General features: G+C 65.7%; 15 protein-coding genes. 10 read left to right on the top strand and 5 right to left on the bottom strand.

Going from position 1 to position 12,783, the window contains the following annotated elements; all coding sequences use genetic code 11:
- Window positions 1-207: 207 nt before the first annotated feature.
- Genes CTR55_RS01000 through CTR55_RS01015 form a run of 4 tightly spaced genes read left to right on the top strand, consistent with a single transcriptional unit; the run spans window position 208 to window position 3,221 of the window.
- The gene (locus CTR55_RS01000; RefSeq protein ID WP_296283690.1) at window positions 208-1,113 is read left to right on the top strand and encodes a DMT family transporter; all 906 of its coding nucleotides are present in this window, start codon (window positions 208-210) and stop codon (window positions 1,111-1,113) included.
- A 37-nt stretch (window positions 1,114-1,150) separates the two neighbouring features.
- Window positions 1,151-2,251: a PLP-dependent cysteine synthase family protein gene (locus CTR55_RS01005; protein WP_296283691.1), complete on the top strand. Its 1,101-nt coding sequence runs from the start codon at window positions 1,151-1,153 to the stop codon at window positions 2,249-2,251.
- A gap of 17 nt (window positions 2,252-2,268) precedes the next feature.
- Entirely contained in the window at window positions 2,269-2,973 is a 705-nt protein-coding gene (locus CTR55_RS01010) for an aspartate/glutamate racemase family protein (RefSeq protein WP_296283692.1), read from the top strand.
- Window positions 2,970-3,221, top strand: a complete 252-nt coding sequence (locus tag CTR55_RS01015; RefSeq protein WP_296283693.1) for a hypothetical protein — start codon at window positions 2,970-2,972, stop codon at window positions 3,219-3,221. The genes CTR55_RS01010 and CTR55_RS01015 overlap by 4 nt, the downstream gene beginning before the upstream one ends.
- A 127-nt stretch (window positions 3,222-3,348) precedes the next feature.
- On the opposite strand, the gene CTR55_RS01020 is transcribed toward CTR55_RS01015, so the two are convergent.
- The gene (locus CTR55_RS01020; RefSeq protein WP_296283694.1) at window positions 3,349-4,017 is read right to left on the bottom strand and encodes a hypothetical protein; all 669 of its coding nucleotides are present in this window, start codon (window positions 4,015-4,017) and stop codon (window positions 3,349-3,351) included.
- An 86-nt stretch (window positions 4,018-4,103) separates the two neighbouring features.
- On the opposite strand from CTR55_RS01020, the gene CTR55_RS01025 reads away from it, so the two are divergent.
- A complete protein-coding gene (locus CTR55_RS01025) occupies window positions 4,104-4,502 on the top strand; it encodes a DUF488 domain-containing protein (protein WP_296283695.1) in 399 nt (132 codons plus the stop codon).
- A 115-nt stretch (window positions 4,503-4,617) separates the two neighbouring features.
- Here CTR55_RS01025 and CTR55_RS01030 read toward each other — a convergent pair whose 3' ends face one another.
- Window positions 4,618-5,217 (bottom strand): short chain dehydrogenase, encoded by a 600-nt coding sequence (locus tag CTR55_RS01030; protein ID WP_296283696.1) that lies wholly within the window; start codon window positions 5,215-5,217, stop codon window positions 4,618-4,620.
- Window positions 5,218-5,323: 106 nt separating this feature from the next.
- Here CTR55_RS01030 and CTR55_RS01035 point away from each other — a divergent pair, with 106 nt between their 5' ends.
- The 3 genes from CTR55_RS01035 to CTR55_RS01045 all read left to right on the top strand — a co-directional run bounded on the left by CTR55_RS01035 (window position 5,324) and on the right by CTR55_RS01045 (window position 7,305).
- Complete coding sequence (locus CTR55_RS01035; RefSeq protein WP_296283697.1) at window positions 5,324-6,253, top strand: LysR family transcriptional regulator; 930 nt, start codon at window positions 5,324-5,326, stop codon at window positions 6,251-6,253.
- A gap of 114 nt (window positions 6,254-6,367) precedes the next feature.
- Window positions 6,368-6,832 carry a glycine zipper 2TM domain-containing protein gene (locus tag CTR55_RS01040; RefSeq protein WP_296283698.1) on the top strand — a complete coding sequence of 155 codons (465 nt, stop codon included), beginning with the start codon at window positions 6,368-6,370 and terminating at the stop codon, window positions 6,830-6,832.
- A gap of 14 nt (window positions 6,833-6,846) precedes the next feature.
- Entirely contained in the window at window positions 6,847-7,305 is a 459-nt protein-coding gene (locus CTR55_RS01045; RefSeq protein ID WP_296283699.1) for a sn-glycerol-3-phosphate transporter, read from the top strand.
- Between the two features lie 77 nt (window positions 7,306-7,382).
- Here the strand turns inward: CTR55_RS01045 and CTR55_RS01050 are convergent, their stop codons facing one another.
- From CTR55_RS01050 to CTR55_RS01060, 3 genes are all read right to left on the bottom strand, one after another.
- Window positions 7,383-8,705, bottom strand: coding sequence for an aspartate aminotransferase family protein (locus CTR55_RS01050; RefSeq protein WP_296283700.1), 1,323 nt, complete (start codon window positions 8,703-8,705; stop codon window positions 7,383-7,385).
- Window positions 8,702-9,790: a phosphotransferase gene (locus tag CTR55_RS01055; RefSeq protein ID WP_296283701.1), complete on the bottom strand. Its 1,089-nt coding sequence runs from the start codon at window positions 9,788-9,790 to the stop codon at window positions 8,702-8,704. Before CTR55_RS01055 ends, CTR55_RS01050 begins: the two co-directional genes overlap by 4 nt.
- Window positions 9,791-9,926: 136 nt before the next feature.
- Window positions 9,927-10,955, bottom strand: coding sequence for an ABC transporter substrate-binding protein (locus CTR55_RS01060; RefSeq protein ID WP_296283702.1), 1,029 nt, complete (start codon window positions 10,953-10,955; stop codon window positions 9,927-9,929).
- Window positions 10,956-11,288: 333 nt separating this feature from the next.
- Here CTR55_RS01060 and CTR55_RS01065 point away from each other — a divergent pair, with 333 nt between their 5' ends.
- Complete coding sequence (locus tag CTR55_RS01065) at window positions 11,289-12,023, top strand: SDR family oxidoreductase (protein WP_045209895.1); 735 nt, start codon at window positions 11,289-11,291, stop codon at window positions 12,021-12,023.
- Window positions 12,024-12,095: 72 nt separating this feature from the next.
- On the top strand, window positions 12,096-12,782 hold the full coding sequence (locus CTR55_RS01070) for a GntR family transcriptional regulator (RefSeq protein ID WP_296283703.1): 687 nt from the start codon (window positions 12,096-12,098) through the stop codon (window positions 12,780-12,782).
- Window position 12,783: the final 1 nt, after the last annotated feature.

The following is a 12,783-nucleotide window of genomic DNA, read 5'->3' on the forward strand; positions in this document are numbered from 1 at the left end:
CCTTTCAGAGCCAGAGCGGTGTTGCTCTTCGTAGGAGCGAGCTTGCTCGCGAACCGCCCTGGCGCCGGAGCCGCCGGTGAGTTTGTTCGCGAGCAAGCTCGCTCCTGCAGTTCGAATCCGGCCCATACAGTTTCCCCACGATTCTGTACCTGTCGGCCGCCGGTGCGTGCCTCCTATACTCCGGGGACCTTTTGACTGGAGCGTCCCGTGCAGCAATCCCGGCCGTTCGCCCTCGCGTGCCTGGTGCTGGCCATGGCGCTCTGGGGCAGTTCCTTCATCGCGCTGAAGTTCGCCTTCCAGGAAATGCCGGCCATGTGGGTGATCTTCGCCCGTATGGCCCTGGGCAGCCTGATCTTCCTCGCCGCCTGGCGCTGGCGCGGCCGCATCGACTACCGCCCTGGCGACTGGAAGTGGCTGCTGGCGCTGGCCGCCTGCGAGCCCTGTCTGTATTTCATCTTCGAGTCCCTGGCGCTGCAGCAGACCAGCGCCGCGCAGGCCGGCATGATCACGGCGTTGCTGCCGCTGCTGGTGGCTGTCGGCGCGTACTTCCTGCTGCAGGAAAAGATCGCCTGCAACACCTGGCTGGGCTTTGGTCTGGCGGTGCTCGGCTCGCTCTGGCTGACCCTGGCCAGCGAGCCGGACCGCCATGCGCCCAACCCGCTGCTGGGCAATTTCTACGAGCTGCTGGCGATGCTCTGCGCCACCGGCTACACCCTGTTGCTCAAGCACCTGTCGGCGCGCTACTCGCCCTTCATCCTGACCGCCATGCAGGCGTTCATCGGCTCGGTGTTCTTCCTGCCGCTGGCGTTGGGCACTTCCGGGCTGCCGTCGGCGCCTGGCCCGAGCGGCTGGTTCGCGCTGATCTACCTGGGTAGCGTGGTGACCGTGGGTGCCTATGGCTTGTACAACTTCGGCGTCAGCCGCCTGCCGGCGAGCCAGGCGACTGGCTTCATCAACCTGATCCCGGTGTTCACCCTGATTTTCGCGGCGATGTTCCTCGACGAACTGCTCAGCGGCCAGCAGGCGCTGGCGGCCGGGCTGGTCTTCGTCGGCGTCGCCCTCAGCCAGTGGCGCAGCGCGCCGCCCACAGCGCCCGCCGGTGTGCTGGACTGAACCTACTGAATCGATTGCCCTGCCAGGAGAACACGACATGTCCGCCCAGGAACGCAACTGGACCCGCGAGGCGATCCGCATCATCGAAGCGGATTTCCAGCGCAGCGCCGATACCCACCTGATCCCCCTGGACATGCCCGGCCTGCCGGGTGTGGACCTGTACTTCAAGGATGAGTCGAGCCACCCCACCGGCAGCCTCAAGCACCGCCTGGCACGCTCGCTGTTCCTCTACGCGCTGTGCAACGGCTGGCTGAAACCAGGCGCTCCGGTAATCGAGGCGTCCAGCGGTTCGACGGCGATCTCCGAGGCGTATTTCGCGCGGCTGCTCGGCCTGCCGTTCATTGCCGTGGTGCCGGCCAGCACCTCGAAGGAGAAGATCGCGCAGATCGCCTTCTATGGCGGCCAGAGCCACCTGGTGGAGGACCCGACGCAGATCTACGCGGAGTCCGAGCGCCTGGCCAGGGAAACCGGCGGCCACTTCATGGACCAGTTCACCTACGCTGAGCGCGCCACCGACTGGCGGGCGAACAACAACATCGCCGAGTCGATCTTCCAGCAGATGCGCCATGAGCGCTTCCCCGAACCGTCCTGGCTGGTCTCCAGCCCCGGCACCGGCGGCACTCTGGCGACCCTGGGGCGCTTCGCCCGCTATCGCCGACACGAAACCCGCGTGCTCTGCGCCGACGCCGAGCGCTCGGTGTTCTTCGACTCCTATAAAACCGGCGACCGCGACCTGACCCTGAGCTACGGCTCGCGTATCGAAGGAATCGGTCGCCCGCGCGTGGAGGCCTCCTTCCTGCCCAACGTGCTCGACGCCTGCTGCAAGGTGCCCGATGACCTCTCCCTGGCGGCCATGCATTACCTGGCCCAGCGCCTGGGCCGCCATGTGGGCGGCTCCAGCGGTACCAACCTGATCGGTGCGCTGCTGGTGGCGCGGCAGATGGTGGCGCGGCGTGAAAGTGGCTCGGTGGTGGCGATCCTCTGCGACAGCGGCGAGCGCTACGAAACGACCTACTACAACCCGCTGTGGCTGATCTCCCAGGGCTTCGACCTCGATCCGCTGATCGAGGCCGTGCGCCAGTGCGCCGAGCATGGCGCGGCGTTGCCCGACGATCTGCCCTGTATCGGACTGGAGTGATTCCTGTGGAGGGAAGCATGAAGACCATCGGCCTGATCGGCGGCATGAGCTGGGAGTCGACCATTCCCTACTACCGGCAGATCAACGAACGCATCAAGGAACGCCTGGGCGGCCTGCATTCGGCGAAGCTCGCGCTTTACAGCGTGGACTTCCACGAGATCGAGCGTCTGCAGCACGTCGGCGACTGGGATGCTGCAGGGCGTTTGCTGGCTGACGCGGCCCGTTCGCTCAAGGCGGCGGGTGCGGATTTCCTCGTGCTCTGTACCAACACCATGCACAAGGTGGCGCCGGCCATCGAGGCGGCGGTGGATATCCCGCTGCTGCACATCGCCGACCCGACCGCCGAGGCGATCCGCGCGGCGGGCGTTTCCACGGTCGGCCTGCTGGGCACACGCTTCACCATGGAGCAGGCCTTCTACAAGGATCGCCTGGTGGACAGGTTCGGGCTGAAGGTACTGACGCCGAACGAAGCCGACCGCCAGGTGGTGCACCGGATCATCTACGAGGAGCTCTGCCTGGGACGGATTCGCGAGGAGTCGCGCGAAGAGTACCGGCGCATCATCGCCGCGCTGGTGGAGCAGGGCGCCGAGGCGGTGATCCTCGGCTGCACTGAGATCTCCCTGCTGGTCGGTCCGGCGGACGCCTCGGTGCCGCTGTTCGACACCACCGCGCTTCACGCCTTGCACGCCGCCGATGCGGCCGTCCAGGGAGGATCAGCATGAGCTTCATCAGCCTGAAGGTGCGCGCGGCGTTCATCATGCATGGCTATGACGAGCAGAACCGCGAGGTGATCGAGCAGGTCTCCGATCCGGACTTCGTCGAGAAGCTGGTGCGCGTCGAGCGCATCCAGTCGATCAGCGAGAAGTACGTGCTGGTGACCGCCAGCGACGGCCGGCTGGCGTACTGGGAGTACGACGAGGAATTCGCCGTGCTCAAGGCGCGGCTGAACTCCGCGGGGCTGCTGGTCTAAAGGCCGCCCTACGGTCTAACAGGGGGCGTAGGAGCGGACTTTGTCCGCGATTGGCCCGAATCGCGCCGGATACCCATCGCGGACGGAGTCCGCTCCTACGTTGTCTGGAGGTCCTGTGCGGGGGCGATCAATCGCCGCTGGAGCCACCCGGATACGCACAACCGCGCATGACCTTGTCGTCCAGGCGCAGTTCGGCGGAGAGGTTGCTCAGGGCGCCGCTCATGCTGTCCTGGCAGCGTGCCGGGGCGACCCACAACTCGACCTTCTCGCCGTTGGCCTCGCTGGAATAGCTGGTGCTGCCGTCAGGTACGCCTTCGGCGATGTAGGGCAGCGCCTGGGATTTCTTGCCCGGCTGCTCGATCAGCATGCCCTGGCTGTTCACCAGCACGCTCCAGCCTGGTTCGTTGCCGTGGGCGCGCACCACTGCGCGCTTGAAGTTCGGGTCGTCGCAACCCGAGCCTTCGTTCTGCAGGCGATAGACCTTGGCGACTTCCAGCTTGCCGTCGGTGCCCTGGGCGCTGCTGCCGCTGAAGCTGCCGCGCAGGTCGGCGTACAGCGACGTGGCGCCGTCGTTGAACATCTCCAGCGCATCGCGGGGCAGGCCGGTGTTGCCGGTGTCCTCGATGCTGAAGCGGCGCTGCTCGGTGCAGCTGCGGAACACCAGCTTGCCGTCCAGCCGGCTCAGTTCGCCCTGCAGGCGGGTGGAGGCGTTAAGATCGGTCTTGTTCGGCGTCCATACCTGGCAGGCGGCGAACAGGGGTAGCAGGCTGAAGAGAATGAAACGGCTGGATCGCATGGAACGGGCTCCCTCGAAAGTGGGCCCACGTTACCCAGCGCAGCCGGTCATCTCAAGGGTAATGCCACGGACGAGGAGGATTTCGGATGATTCGTTGCAAGCGTGCCTACGAACCGGCGGCGCAGGAAGATGGCCAGCGGGTGCTGGTGGACCGCCTGTGGCCACGGGGGATTCGCAAGGAAGACCTGCACATGGAACAGTGGGCCAAGGAGGCGTCGCCGTCCAATGAACTGCGCCAGCGCTTCCACCACGATCCGAGCCTGTTCGAGGATTTCCGCAAGGCTTATCACAGCGAGCTGAATGCTCACCCGGAACACTGGATGGGCTTGCTCGACCTGGCGCGCAAGGGCACGTTGACGCTGCTCTATGCGGCCAAGGACGAGGAGCACAACAACGCCCAGGTGCTGGCGGAGTTTCTGGAAGATGAACTGGAGAAGCAGGGCGAGGGCAGCTCGCCCGTTTGCTACGCCGGCAAGACCGAGTAGGCGATGGTTCGCGAGCAAGCTCGCTCCTACAGGGCCCAGCGTGACGCAATGCTTTTCGTAGGAGCGAGCTTGCTCGCGAACCGAGGCGGCGCCGAAACGTCACCAGAATCGTAGGTCACCAGATCTTGTACACCTGCCCACTTTGCTTGCCTTCCACGCTACGGGCGAAGCCCAGCGCGGCGTCGGCGGCCGGTACCGGCTTGAAGCCTCGGAAGAACGGCGCGTAGCCCTCCATCGATTCCACCAGCACGTTCGGGCTCACCGCGTTGATCCGCTGGCCGCGCGGCAGTTCCAGGGCGGCGCTGCGCACGAAGCCTTCCACCGCGCCGTTGACCAGGCTGGCGGAGCTGCCCAGCACAATAGGCTGCTCGCTGAGGATGCCGGTGGTGAGGGTGAAGGAGGCGCCGTCGTTGGCGTACTGGCTGCCGATCAGCACCAGGTTCACCTGGCCCATCAGCTTGTCCTTCAGGCCGACCGCCATTTCCGCCTCGCCCATTTCCGCCAGTGCGCCGAAGTGCACCTTGCCGGCAGCGCTGATCAGCGCGTCGAACCCACCGACCTGTTCGAACAGCGCGCGGATCGAGGCGCTGTCGGTGATGTCGACACGGAAGTCGCCGCTGCTGCGGCCGACACGGATGATCTCGTGGCGCGGGGCCAGTTCGTTGGCGACGGCCTGGCCGAGGGTGCCGCTGGCGCCGATCAGGATGATTTTCATGGGGCTCTCCACTCAGAGGTTGGGGGGTGGTTTGGCTGAAGTGAATTCAGTCTAGAGTGGCTTTGTGTTTTGATAATCCGTCTAATCGATAACCTTTGGTTTTTATATGGAAACAATTGCCGGCGACCTGCAAGACCTTTCCGCCTTCGCTGTGTTGCTCGAATGCGGCAGCTTTACCTGCGCTGCGGAGAGGCTTGGTTGCAGCAAGGGCCAGCTGTCCAAGCGAATTGCGGCGCTGGAGCAGGCGCTGGGCGCGACCCTGGTGCACCGCACCACAAGGCGCCTGTCGCCGACCGCTGCGGGCGCCGCGCTGTTGCCCGAGGCTCAGGCACTCAACGCTCAGGCCGTGCGGGCACGGCAGGCGGTGCTGGCGTTGCAGGAGGAGGCGCAGGGCAAGGTCCGGCTGAGCGTGCCGGTGTCGCTGGGCGAGACCTTCTTCGATGCCTGGCTGATGGAGTTTTCCCGCCAGTACCCGGACATCCGCCTGGAGCTGGACCTGTCCAATGAGCGTCGTGACCTGGTAGCCGATGGCTTCGACCTGGCTATCCGTTCCGGCAGCCTGGCAGTGGACGAGCGGCTGGTGGCCCGGCCGCTGTTCGCCCTGCAGGAGTTCACCTGCGCAACGCCGGGCTACCTCGCAGAGCACGGTTTGCCCGAGACGCCGGCGGAGTTGGCTCGGCACTCCTGCCTGCAGAACACCCACTATCAGGACAGCGACGTGTGGCTCTACCAGCGTCACCACGAACTGTTCCGGGTGACGGTGGGCGGTCTGCTGGCGAGCAACCACTACACCCTGCTGAAGAAGGCGGCACTGGCCGGCGCCGGGATCAGCCGGCTGCCGTCCTACATGATTCAGCAGGAACTGGCTGAAGGCAGCCTCGTCTGGCTGCTGCGCGACTACCAGACCCGAACCCAACCGGTGTTCCTCATCCACCCGTACCAGAGCCGCCTGCCGCGCCGCACGCAACTGCTGGCGGACTACCTGCTGCGCTGGTTCGAGCGCAGCCGGATGCAGCTGATTGCCCTGGAGAGCTGACAGACATTTCGTTCAGCTTCGTTCAGCGATGGTACAGGGAGGGTTCAGGGGGAGTTCAGGGACCGATCGTTAGGCTTTCTCCATCACTTTTGAGAGCCTTCCGAGGACACCACCATGAACCGTCCCACTCTGCTTCTGACTGCCCTGTTTGCCAGCGCCGCTCTGCTGAGCGGCTGCGCTTCCAACCTGTCGGGTTCTTCCTACTCCCGTGCTGACGCCCGCGCCGTGCAGAGCGTGCGCATGGGCACCATCGAATCCCTGCGCCCGGTGCAAATCGAAGGCACCAAGACCCCCATCGGCACCCTGGCCGGCGCGGCGGTTGGCGGTATCGCTGGCAACTCCATCGGTGGCGGTCGCGGCAAGGCCATCACCACCATCCTCGGCGGCGTCGCTGGTGGCGCGGCGGGCTCGGCGGTCGAAGAGGGCATCACCCGTACCCAGGGCGTGGAGATCGTGGTCCGCGAGGATGACGGCGGCACCCGCGCCTATGTCCAGGCGGTGGACGCCAACCAGCAGTTCCGCATTGGTGATCGCGTGCGCATCATGAGCGTGAACGGCGCCAGCCGCGTCACCATCTGAGCGGAGGACGCACCATGCGCCGCCTGCTGATTGCCGCGCTGATCCTGCTCGGCTGTGGCACCGCCATGGCCGACGACGGGGGCTTCTGGTACCTGCAGACCAGCGTCTATACCACCCACTGGAGTAACGACCCGGACCACAACAACCACCAAGAACTGATCGGCCTGGAACGCAACCGCGCCGATGGCCTGGTCTGGGGTGGCGCGACCTTCAAGAACTCCTTCAGCCAGCGTTCCAATTACGTCTACGCCGGCAAGCGCTACGACTGGGAAGGCACGCCGTTCTACGCGAAGGTGACCGGCGGCGCGCTGCAGGGCTATCGCGGCGAGTACCGCAACAAGATTCCGCTGAACCGTTACGGCGTGGCTCCGGCGATCATCCCTTCGGTCGGCGCCCACTTCGGCCCGGTCGGTGCCGAACTGGTGGTATTGGGTAATGCGGCGGCCATGGTCAACGTTGGCGTACGCTTCTGACTCTTCCCCCTGCAAAAACGAAACGGGCCGCGATGAGTGTTCATCGCGGCCCGCGTCATTTCTGAAAGACAAAAATGTCAGGCGGTAACGTCCTTCAGTGCCTTGTCCAGGCAGTCGATGAACAGCTCGGCGTGCTCCTGCTCGAAGGCCAGCAGCGGGCGGATCTTCAGGATATTCTCCAGCGGGCCGGCCGCACTGATCAGCACGCCACGCTCGCGCATGCCATTGACCACCTGGCGGGTCTGGTTGGCGGCGGGTGACTTCGAGGCGCGGTCGGTGACCAGTTCGACGCCGAGGAACAGGCCCGCGCCGCGTACGTCGCCGATCAGTTCATGGCGGGAGGCCAGCTGACGGATGCCGTCGGCGAGGAAGGCACCGATGTGCTGGGAGCGCTCCTGCAGTTTTTCGTCGCGGATCACGTCGAGCACCGCCTGGGCCGCCGCGCAGGACACCGGGTTGCCGCCGAAGGTGTTGAAGTAGCGCACCTCGCGGCCGAAGCTTTCGAGAATTTCCGGGCGCACCACCACGCCGGCGATGGGCTGGCCGTTGCCCATGGGCTTGCCGAGGGTGACCAGGTCCGGTTGCACGCCGTGGCGCTGGAAGCCCCACATGGCGTCGCCGGTGCGGGCGAAGCCGCTCTGCACTTCGTCGGCGATGTAGAGCAGGCCTTCGTCCTGGGCGACCTTCACCGCTTCGGCGAGGAAGCCGGCCGGATCGGCCAGCACGCCGTCGCTGGCGAAGATGCCGTCCAGCAGCAGCGCGGCGGGTTTGATGCCGTGGGCGCGCAGGTCGGCGATGGCGGCGCGCACGTCATCGGCGAACAGCTTGCCGACGTTTTCCGCGCCCAGCCGGTAGGCGTCCGGCGCAATCACGGTGCGGGCGTGGGCGGGGAGGGCGATGCCGGAGCCGAGAGACGGCGACAACTCGGAAATGGTGCCGGTGACGCCGTGGTAGGCGAAGCGAGTGATGATTACCCCGGTGCCGCCGGTGTATTGGCGGGCGATGCGCAAGGCGAGGTCGTTGGCCTCGCTGCCGGTGCAGGTGAACATCACCTGATCCAGGCCGGCGGGGAAGGTGGAGAGCAGGTCTTCGGCGTAGTCGAGGATGCCTTCCTGCAGGTAGCGGGTGTGGGTGTTCAGCACCGCCGCCTGGCTGGCGATGGCCTTCACCACGCGCGGGTGGCAGTGGCCGATGGAGGCGACGTTGTTGTAAGCGTCGAGGTAGCGGTTGCCCTGGTTGTCGTAGAGCCATACACCTTCGCCGCGCACGGTGTGCAGCGGGCGTTCGTAAAACAGCCGGTAGGCCGGGCCGAGCAGCCGCGCGCGGCGCTCGATCAGGCTGCGCTCCTGTTCGCTCAGGCGCTGCGCGTCGGCGGCGCTGAATCCGTTGGGCATGGTCATGGGCGGGGCTCCTGTTGATTCGCGCGAGTGTGGTTGCAGGCGGCGACGATCTGCTCCTGCGCCTGCTCCCGGCTGAGGCCGGCCAGGCCTTGCAGGCTCTGCCAGGCGTGGCGGGTGTTGCGCAGGATGTAGTCGCGGTTCTCGGGGTGCAGGCTGGCGCGCCAGGCGGTGATGCTCAGGGTCATGATCAGCCGCGTGGCGATCAGGTCGGCGAGGATTTCCTGTTCCTCGGCCAGCAGCGGGCAGCGCCGGTGGTAGGCGGCGATCATCTCGCAGGCGGTGGCCAGCGGCGCGTCGGGCTCGCCCACCTGGTAGGCGGCGGCAACGCCGAGGTCGTTGATCAGTGGCGCGTGAACCATGTCGCCGAAGTCGAGGATGTTGCGCACCTGGTCGGGGTGCTGCGCGTCGACGATGACGTTGTGCGGGTTGAGGTCGTTGTGGATGACTTGCGCGCGTAGGGTCGCTTGACGGGGCAGGGCGTGGCGCTCGAAGTTGTCGAGGAAACGCTCGACCAGCGCGCGCTGGTCGCGGTCGTCGATGTAGGTCAGCAGGTTGCGTAGACGCGAGGCGTGCTTGAGGTCCCAGAGCAGTTCGTGGCCGGCTGTGGCCGGGTGCTCGAACCCCTTTAGCGCCAGTCCCAGGCGGGCCAGATCATCGCCAAGATTTTCGCGCAGGGCGCGGCTGCGTTGCGGCACACGGTGCAGCGGAACGCCGTCGACGAAGGAGAACAGCCGGGCAATCATCGGCTGACCGTCGACGACCAGAGGAATCTGGTGTTCGCCGTTCAGCGCGGGATACACGCGCTGTACTGCCAGGGTCGGATCTTCGGCTTCGACGCGGAGCAGGGCACGGGTCTGGAAGTCCACCACCTGCGGGTCTTCCAGCGGGTGAGAAAGCTTCAGCAGGCGGTCGTCGCCATGGCCGTGGGCGATGTGGAAGTTCAGGTCGCGTTCACCGGCGAGGCGGTGCAGCGTACCGCGCTGGCCGAAGTACTCCTCGGCGATGGCGGCGGCCTGGGCGTCGCTCACCTGGGCGGGGGCCGCTTCCAGCAGGTGGTCGTGGACGGGAGCGGTATTGAGGGGCACGGGTACATCTCCAGCAGGGGTAACGGGTCCCACAGGGTTCAGCGGGGTATTGCGGGTACGGCGGTCATGCGGGTTCGGGGGGCTTGGGTGAGGCAGGTTTGCCTGCCCGGCGCGGGGCCGGGCAGGCGTCATCGGCTTACTTGCTCGCCCAGGCGTTGAAGCGTGTTTCCAGCTCCTCGCCGTGGTCGATCCAGAACTCGGTGTCCATGGCGCGCGCGTTCTCCAGGTTCTGCGGCGCGGTGGGCAGCTTCGGCGCGATGGCCGCATCGATCAGCGGGATGGTGTTCTTGTTGGTCGGGCCGTACGGAATGTTCTCGGCGAAGACCTTCTGGTGCTCAGGCTTGTTGGCCAGCGCGATGAACTGCTCGGAAAGTTCCTTCTTCGGGCTGCCCTTGACGATGGCCCAGTGGTCCAGGTCGTAGATGCTGCCGTTCCACTGGATGGCGAAGTCGCGGCCTTCCTTCTGCGCGGTGGCGACGCGGCCGTTGTAGGCGCTGGTCATCACCACGTCTCCGGCGGCCAGCCACTGCAGCGGTTGTGCGCCGGCTTCCCACCACTGGATGTACGGCTTGATCTGGTCGAGTTTCTTGAACGCGCGGTCCACGCCTTCCTTGGTGCTCAGTACCTTGTACAGGTCAGCCTGCTTCACACCGTCGGCTTCCAGGGCGAACTCCAGGGTGAACTTGGCGCCACGGCGCAGGCCGCGTTTGCCCGGGTACTTCTTCACGTCCCAGAAGTCGGCCCAGCCGGTCGGCGCGCTGGCGAGCTTCTTGGCGTCGTAGGTGAGCACCGTGGACCAGATGAAGATGCCCACGCCGCAGTCGCTCACGGCGGCGTCGAGGAAGTCCTCGCGCTTGCCCAGCTTCGACCAGTCGAGCTGCTCGAACAGACCTTCGCTGCAGCCGCGCATCAGTTCCGGGGATTCCACCTCGACCACGTCCCAGCTGGTTTTGCCGGTGTCGGCCATGACCTTGATCTTGGCCATCTCGCCGTTGTACTCGGCGCCCTGGACGGTGACCTTGGCCTGCTGCTCGAAGGGTTTGTAGAAGGCCTTTTCCTGGGCCACCTTGTTATCGCCACCGAAGGACACCACGGTGAGCGTTTCGGCATGGAGCTGGGCGGCGCCGCCGGCCAACATCATCAGTGCTACGGCTTTCTTGAACATGCGATGACTCCTGAGCGGGCCAATCCGGCCCATGAATAAGAGGGCAGCTTCAAGAGTGGGGCTCGGCGTCGGCCCGAGCTGAAAGGCCGATTGCCTGCCCTCGGAAATCAGGGAGAGGAACGGGCGGAACTGGTGAGGTCGTTCATGGGAAAGTGCTCCGTTTCTTGTTGTTGTTCGGGCAGCTGGTTGTAGGACCAAGCTGGGCCGATTAAAACACCTTCCAAAACATGATGCATCATGTTTTTATTGGCGCCATCGCTTCACGGACACCCACCGATCGCGCGCTCAAGATTGCGGCTCGGATTAGTGGCTCAGCATAGAGAGGGAAGCACCATGAACCAGACCCGCACCCTGTTGCTCACCGGCGCCAGCCGCGGCATCGGCCATGCCACGGTGAAGCACTTCAACGCCGCCGGCTGGCGCGTGTTCACCGCCTCGCGCCAGGACTGGAGCGCCGAATGCCCCTGGGCCGAAGGGCTGATCAACCACATCCACCTGGACCTGGAGGACATCGACAGCGTGCAGGCCAGCCTGCCGATGATCCGCGAGAAGCTCGGCGGCTCGCTGCATGCGCTGGTGAACAACGCTGGCATCTCGCCCAAGGGGCCGGAAGGCGAGCGCCTGGGCGTGCTGGGCAGCGACTACGGCACCTGGCTCAAGGTGTTCAACGTCAACCTGTTCTCCACTGCGCTGCTGGCGCGCGGGCTGTTCGACGAACTGAAGGCGGCCAAGGGCTCGGTGATCAACGTCACCTCTATCGCCGGCTCCCGTGTGCACCCGTTTGCTGGCGCCGCCTACGCCTGCTCGAAAGCTGCGCTCGCGGCGCTGACCCGCGAGATGGCCCATGATTTCGGCCCGCACGGTGTGCGCGTCAATGCCATTGCGCCGGGGGAGATCGACACGGCGATCCTGTCGTCGGGTACCGAACTGATCGTCGAGCGCGACATTCCCATGCACCGCCTGGGCAAGCCGGAGGAGGTCGCCTCGTTGATCCACTTCCTCTGCACCAGTGGCGCGTCTTACGTGAATGGCGCGGAAATCCACGTCAACGGCGGCCAGCATGTGTGATCCCGCTGGCATCGCGCGCGCTCAGTCCGCATCATGCGCGCCGGAAATGCCGCAGCACGCGATGAGAAAGCGATGAACTACCCGATCGATGGCCTGAAACACTCCTACTTGGGCAGCGGCGTCTACGCGCTGCTGCGCGAGGCGCTGGTCACCGGCCGTTTCAAGCCGGACGACCGCCTGCGCATCCGAGACCTGGCGCAGCAACTGGGCACCAGTGTGACCCCGGTGCGCGATGCCATCCTGCAGCTGGCCAAGGAACAGGCGCTGGTGCTCAAGACCCCGCGGGACATCCGCGTGCCGCTGCTCACCCGCGAGCAGTACCTGGAGATCCGCAGCATCCGTGTGGCGCTCGAAGGCCTGGCTGCCGAGACCGCCGCCTCGAGGGCCAGTGATAAACAGCTCGACGAACTGGAAGCCAATATCCGCGAGAACCTCGACGCAATCCACGCCGAGGACATGGCGTCAGCGCTCAAGCTCAACCAGGCCTTCCACTTCGCCCTCGCCGATATCGCCGGCATGCCCTTGCTGCGCGCCTTCCTCGACAGCCTGTGGATGCGTACCGGCCCGCTGATTGCCCAGGCCTACGCCGACTTCAGCGAACGCATGGCCATCGAGCACCACTGGGATGTTCTGCGCGCCCTGCGCGAACGCAACGGCGCCGCGGCCCGCGAGGCGATCCATGCCGACCTGCTGGACGGCAGCGAGAAGATGCTGGAGTTCATTGCCCAGACCGAAGAGCCGGAGCAGGAAGCGGGCTGAG

Source organism: Pseudomonas sp., assembly GCF_002796985.1.
Lineage (GTDB): Bacteria > Pseudomonadota > Gammaproteobacteria > Pseudomonadales > Pseudomonadaceae > Pseudomonas.

What these genes read in the sequence shown, in the direction of transcription:
- CTR55_RS01020 (WP_296283694.1), bottom strand. Translation starts at nt 4,017, where the DNA reads ATGCGATCCAGCCGTTTCATTCTCTTCAGCCTGCTACCCCTGTTCGCC.
- CTR55_RS01010 (WP_296283692.1), top strand. Translation starts at nt 2,269, where the DNA reads ATGAAGACCATCGGCCTGATCGGCGGCATGAGCTGGGAGTCGACCATT.
- CTR55_RS01070 (WP_296283703.1), top strand. Translation starts at nt 12,096, where the DNA reads ATGAACTACCCGATCGATGGCCTGAAACACTCCTACTTGGGCAGCGGC.
- CTR55_RS01060 (WP_296283702.1), bottom strand. Translation starts at nt 10,955, where the DNA reads ATGTTCAAGAAAGCCGTAGCACTGATGATGTTGGCCGGCGGCGCCGCC.
- CTR55_RS01035 (WP_296283697.1), top strand. Translation starts at nt 5,324, where the DNA reads ATGGAAACAATTGCCGGCGACCTGCAAGACCTTTCCGCCTTCGCTGTG.
- CTR55_RS01025 (WP_296283695.1), top strand. Translation starts at nt 4,104, where the DNA reads ATGATTCGTTGCAAGCGTGCCTACGAACCGGCGGCGCAGGAAGATGGC.
- CTR55_RS01050 (WP_296283700.1), bottom strand. Translation starts at nt 8,705, where the DNA reads ATGACCATGCCCAACGGATTCAGCGCCGCCGACGCGCAGCGCCTGAGC.
- CTR55_RS01005 (WP_296283691.1), top strand. Translation starts at nt 1,151, where the DNA reads ATGTCCGCCCAGGAACGCAACTGGACCCGCGAGGCGATCCGCATCATC.
- CTR55_RS01065 (WP_045209895.1), top strand. Translation starts at nt 11,289, where the DNA reads ATGAACCAGACCCGCACCCTGTTGCTCACCGGCGCCAGCCGCGGCATC.
- CTR55_RS01015 (WP_296283693.1), top strand. Translation starts at nt 2,970, where the DNA reads ATGAGCTTCATCAGCCTGAAGGTGCGCGCGGCGTTCATCATGCATGGC.
- CTR55_RS01030 (WP_296283696.1), bottom strand. Translation starts at nt 5,217, where the DNA reads ATGAAAATCATCCTGATCGGCGCCAGCGGCACCCTCGGCCAGGCCGTC.
- CTR55_RS01045 (WP_296283699.1), top strand. Translation starts at nt 6,847, where the DNA reads ATGCGCCGCCTGCTGATTGCCGCGCTGATCCTGCTCGGCTGTGGCACC.
- CTR55_RS01040 (WP_296283698.1), top strand. Translation starts at nt 6,368, where the DNA reads ATGAACCGTCCCACTCTGCTTCTGACTGCCCTGTTTGCCAGCGCCGCT.